Source organism: Kitasatospora sp. NPDC096128 (assembly GCF_040303105.1).
GTDB lineage: Bacteria > Actinomycetota > Actinomycetes > Streptomycetales > Streptomycetaceae > Kitasatospora.
In genome coordinates, this window is record NZ_JBEOSP010000114.1 from 1 (window position 1) to 3,612 (window position 3,612).

Annotated in this window: 1 protein-coding gene; it reads left to right on the forward strand. The window is 76.5% G+C overall.

The window, feature by feature from the left end; genetic code table 11:
• A partial coding sequence (locus tag ABTY61_RS41780) for a condensation domain-containing protein (protein WP_350510485.1) occupies positions 1–3,612 on the forward strand: 3,612 nt, incomplete at both ends.

Sequence of the window (3,612 nt, forward strand, 5' to 3'; positions counted from 1 at the left end):
CGGCGGCGACAGCATCCGCTCCATCCAGGTGGTCAGCCGCGCCCGCAAGGCCGGGCTCACCCTCACCACCCGGGACGTCTTCACCCACAAGACCGTCGCCGCGCTGGCCCGGATCGCGGGCGGCGCCGCCGCCGACGAACCGGCCCCCCGGGAGGACGAGGGCGGCACCGGTCCGTACGAACTCACCCCGATCGCAGCCCAGTTGCACGAAGACACCGGCAGCCTCGACGGCCCGGTGGCGACCTACGGCCAGTACGTGGTGGTCCGGGTCCCCGCCGGGCTGGACGCCGGGCTGCTCGACACCGCCCTGCACTCGCTGGTCGACCACCACGACGCGCTGCGCACCCGCGCCACCGAGCCCTCCCCCGGCCTGTGGCACCTGGAGGCGCTGGCCCCCGGCGCGCTGGCCGGAGTCCGGCTGGCCACCACCGCCGAGCACCCCCAGGGCGACGTCCTGGGCTTCGCCGAACGGCAGGCCACCGCCGCCCGCGCCCGACTGGACCCGGGCTCCGCCGTGATGCTCCAGGCCGTGCTGATCCCCGCCGCGCCCGGCGCCGACAGCGCCCACCTCGTCCTCTGCGCCCACCACCTGGTCATCGACGGCGTCTCCTGGCGGATCCTGCTGCCCGACCTGGCCGCCGCCTGCGACGCGCTCGCCGAGGGCCGCGCCCCGGCCCCGGACCCGGTCGGCACCTCCTACCGCGCCTGGTCCCGGCTGCTCGCCGAGCAGGCCCGCACCCAGGTCCGCGGCGCCGAACTCGCCCACTGGCAGGGCATCCTGGACGGCCCGGACCCGCTGATCGGCCGCCACCGGCTCGACCCGGAGACCGACGTGTACGGCACCCGGCGCACCCTGCGCCTGGAACTCGGCCCGGAGACCACCGGCCCGCTGCTCACCGACGTCCCGGCGGCCTTCCACGCCGAGGTCAACGACGTGCTGCTGACCGGCCTCGCCCTCGCCGTGGCCGACTGGCGCCGCCGCCACGGCCACGCCGACCACGCCCGCACCCTGATCGAGCTGGAGGGCCACGGCCGCGAACAGCTCAGCGACCGCCTCGACCTCTCCCGCACCGTCGGCTGGTTCACCGCCGCCTTCCCCGTCCGCCTCGACCCCGGCGAGCCGGACTGGGACGAACTGTGGTCCGGCGGGCCGGCGTTGGCCACCGCGCTCAAGCGGATCAAGGAGCAACTGCGCGCCCTGCCCGACCGCGGCGTCGGCTACGGCCTGCTCCGCTACCTCAACCCGCACGCCGCCCGGGTGCTGGCCGGCCGGGACCGGCCGCAGATCGGCTTCAACTACATGGGCCGCTTCGACGCCCGGCACAGCGGCCACTGGGAGCCGGTCGGCGGCGACGGCGTGGTCGGCACCGGCGCCCACCCCGGCCTGCCGCTGCCGCACCTGCTGGACGTCACCCCGGCCACCGAGGACCGGCCGGACGGCCCCCACCTGATCGCCAACTGGGCCTGGGCCGGGCACACCGTCGCCGAGGAGGACGCCCGGGACGTCGCCGAGACCTGGTTCCGCGCCCTCGAACTGCTCGCCCGCCACCACGGCCCCGGCGGCCACACCCCCTCCGACCTCCCGCTGGTCCGGCTCGACCAGACGGAGATCGAGGAGTACGAGGCCGAACTGGCCCGGGCCGGCACCGCGCTGGCCGACGTGCTGCCGCTCACCCCGCTGCAGCAGGGCATGCTCTTCCACGCCGACCACGACGCCGCGTCCGGCCACGGCGTCGACGTCTACACCCTGCAGATCGTCGCCGACCTCCAGGGAGCCGTGGACCCGGCCGCCCTGCGCGCCGCCGGCCAGGCCCTGCTCGACCGCCACCCCAACCTGCGGGCCTCCTTCCGCGCCCGGGCCGACGGCGAACCCGTCCAGGTGATCCCGCAGCACGCCCGGCTGCCCTGGCACGAAGCCGACCTGACCGGGCTCCCGGAGCCCGCCCGGGCCGCCGAACTGGCCCGGCTCACCGAGGCCGAGCGCACCCGCCGCTTCGACCTCGCCGACCCGCCGCTGCTGCGCTTCGCCCTGGTCACCCACGGCGAGGACCGCCACCGGTTCGTCTGGACCAGCCACCACATCCTGGTCGACGGCTGGTCGATGCCGCTGCTGGTCCGCGAACTGTTCGCGCTGCTCTCCTCCCGGCCGGGCGCGCCGGGCCGGGAGGACGGCACTCCGCTGCCCGACCCGGCCCCCTACCGCGGCTACCTCGCCTGGCTGGCCGCCCAGGACCGCGAGGCCGCCCGCACGGCCTGGCGCGCGGCCCTCGCCGAGCTGGACGGGCCGACCCTGCTGGTCCCGGCCGACCGGGACCGCGTCCCCGCGCTGCCGCAGGCCGTCCACGCCCAGGTGCCGCCCGAACTGACCGCCACCCTGACCGACTGGGCCCGCAGCCGGGGCCTCACCCTGAACACCGTCCTTCAGGGCTGCTGGGCGCTGCTGCTCGGCCGGCTCACCGGCCGCCAGGACGTGCTCTTCGGCGCCGTCACCTCCGGCCGCCCGGCCGAGGTGCCGGAGGTCGAGTCGATGATCGGCATGTTCCTCACCACCGTGCCGGTCCGGGCCCGGCTGCACCCCGGCACTCCGCTCGCCGAGCTGCTGGACACCCTCCAGGAACAGCAGAGCGCGCTGCTCCCGCACGAGCACCTCGGGCTCGCCGCGATCCACCAGGCCGCCGGTCTCACCGGCGAGGCCTTCGACACCGTGGTGCTGTTCGAGAACTTCCCGTTCGACGAAAAGCACCTGTCCGGCGGCGAAGGCCCCCGGGTGGTCCGGGCCGAGGCCCTGGACGCCCGGCACCACCCGCTCAGCCTGGTCGTCCACCCCGGCGAGGCGCTCAGCCTGCGCCTGGACCACCACCCGGAGCTGTTCGGCCGGGCCGAGGTCGAGCGGATCGCCGCCGTCCTGCTGCACCTGCTGCGCACCCTCGCCGAACAGCCCGAACTGCCGCTGGGCCGGATCGACATCACCGCGCCGACCGACCTCACCGGCACCGCCACCCCCGGCGAACTCGGCGGGCTGCTCGGCCGCTGGGACGCCTCACTGCCCGAGGAGAGCCTCGGCGTGGTCGAGCGGGTCCGCGCGGTGGCCGAGCCCACGCCGGAGGCCGTCGCCGTGACGGACGACGGCGGTTCGCTGACCTACCGGGAGCTGGTCGCGGCCGCCGGGGCGCTCTCCACGGCCCTGACCGGGGCCGGGGCGGGCCGCGGCTCGGTGGTGGCGATGCTCGCCGAACCCGGCGCGCCCTTCCTGGCCGGGGTACTCGGCGTCCTCGGCGCCGGCGCCGCCTACCTGCCGCTGGACCCGGCCGCGCCCGCCGCCCGCAACACCGCCCTGCTCGCCGACAGCGGCGCCGCCCTCCTGCTGCTCGGGGCGGGCTGCGAGGCCCCGGAGGCCGCCGGGGTCACCGTCCTCGGGTTGGGGCGGGCACCCGTGTCGCCTGTCTCGCCTGTCTCGCCCGTCTCGCCTGTCTCTCCCGTCCTGCCGACGCCGGTCGGCACCGGGCTCGATCTGGCCTACGTGATGTTCACCTCCGGCTCCACCGGCAGGCCCAAGGGCGCCATGGTCCAGCGCTCGGGAATGATGAACCACCTCTGGGCCAAGGTCCGGGA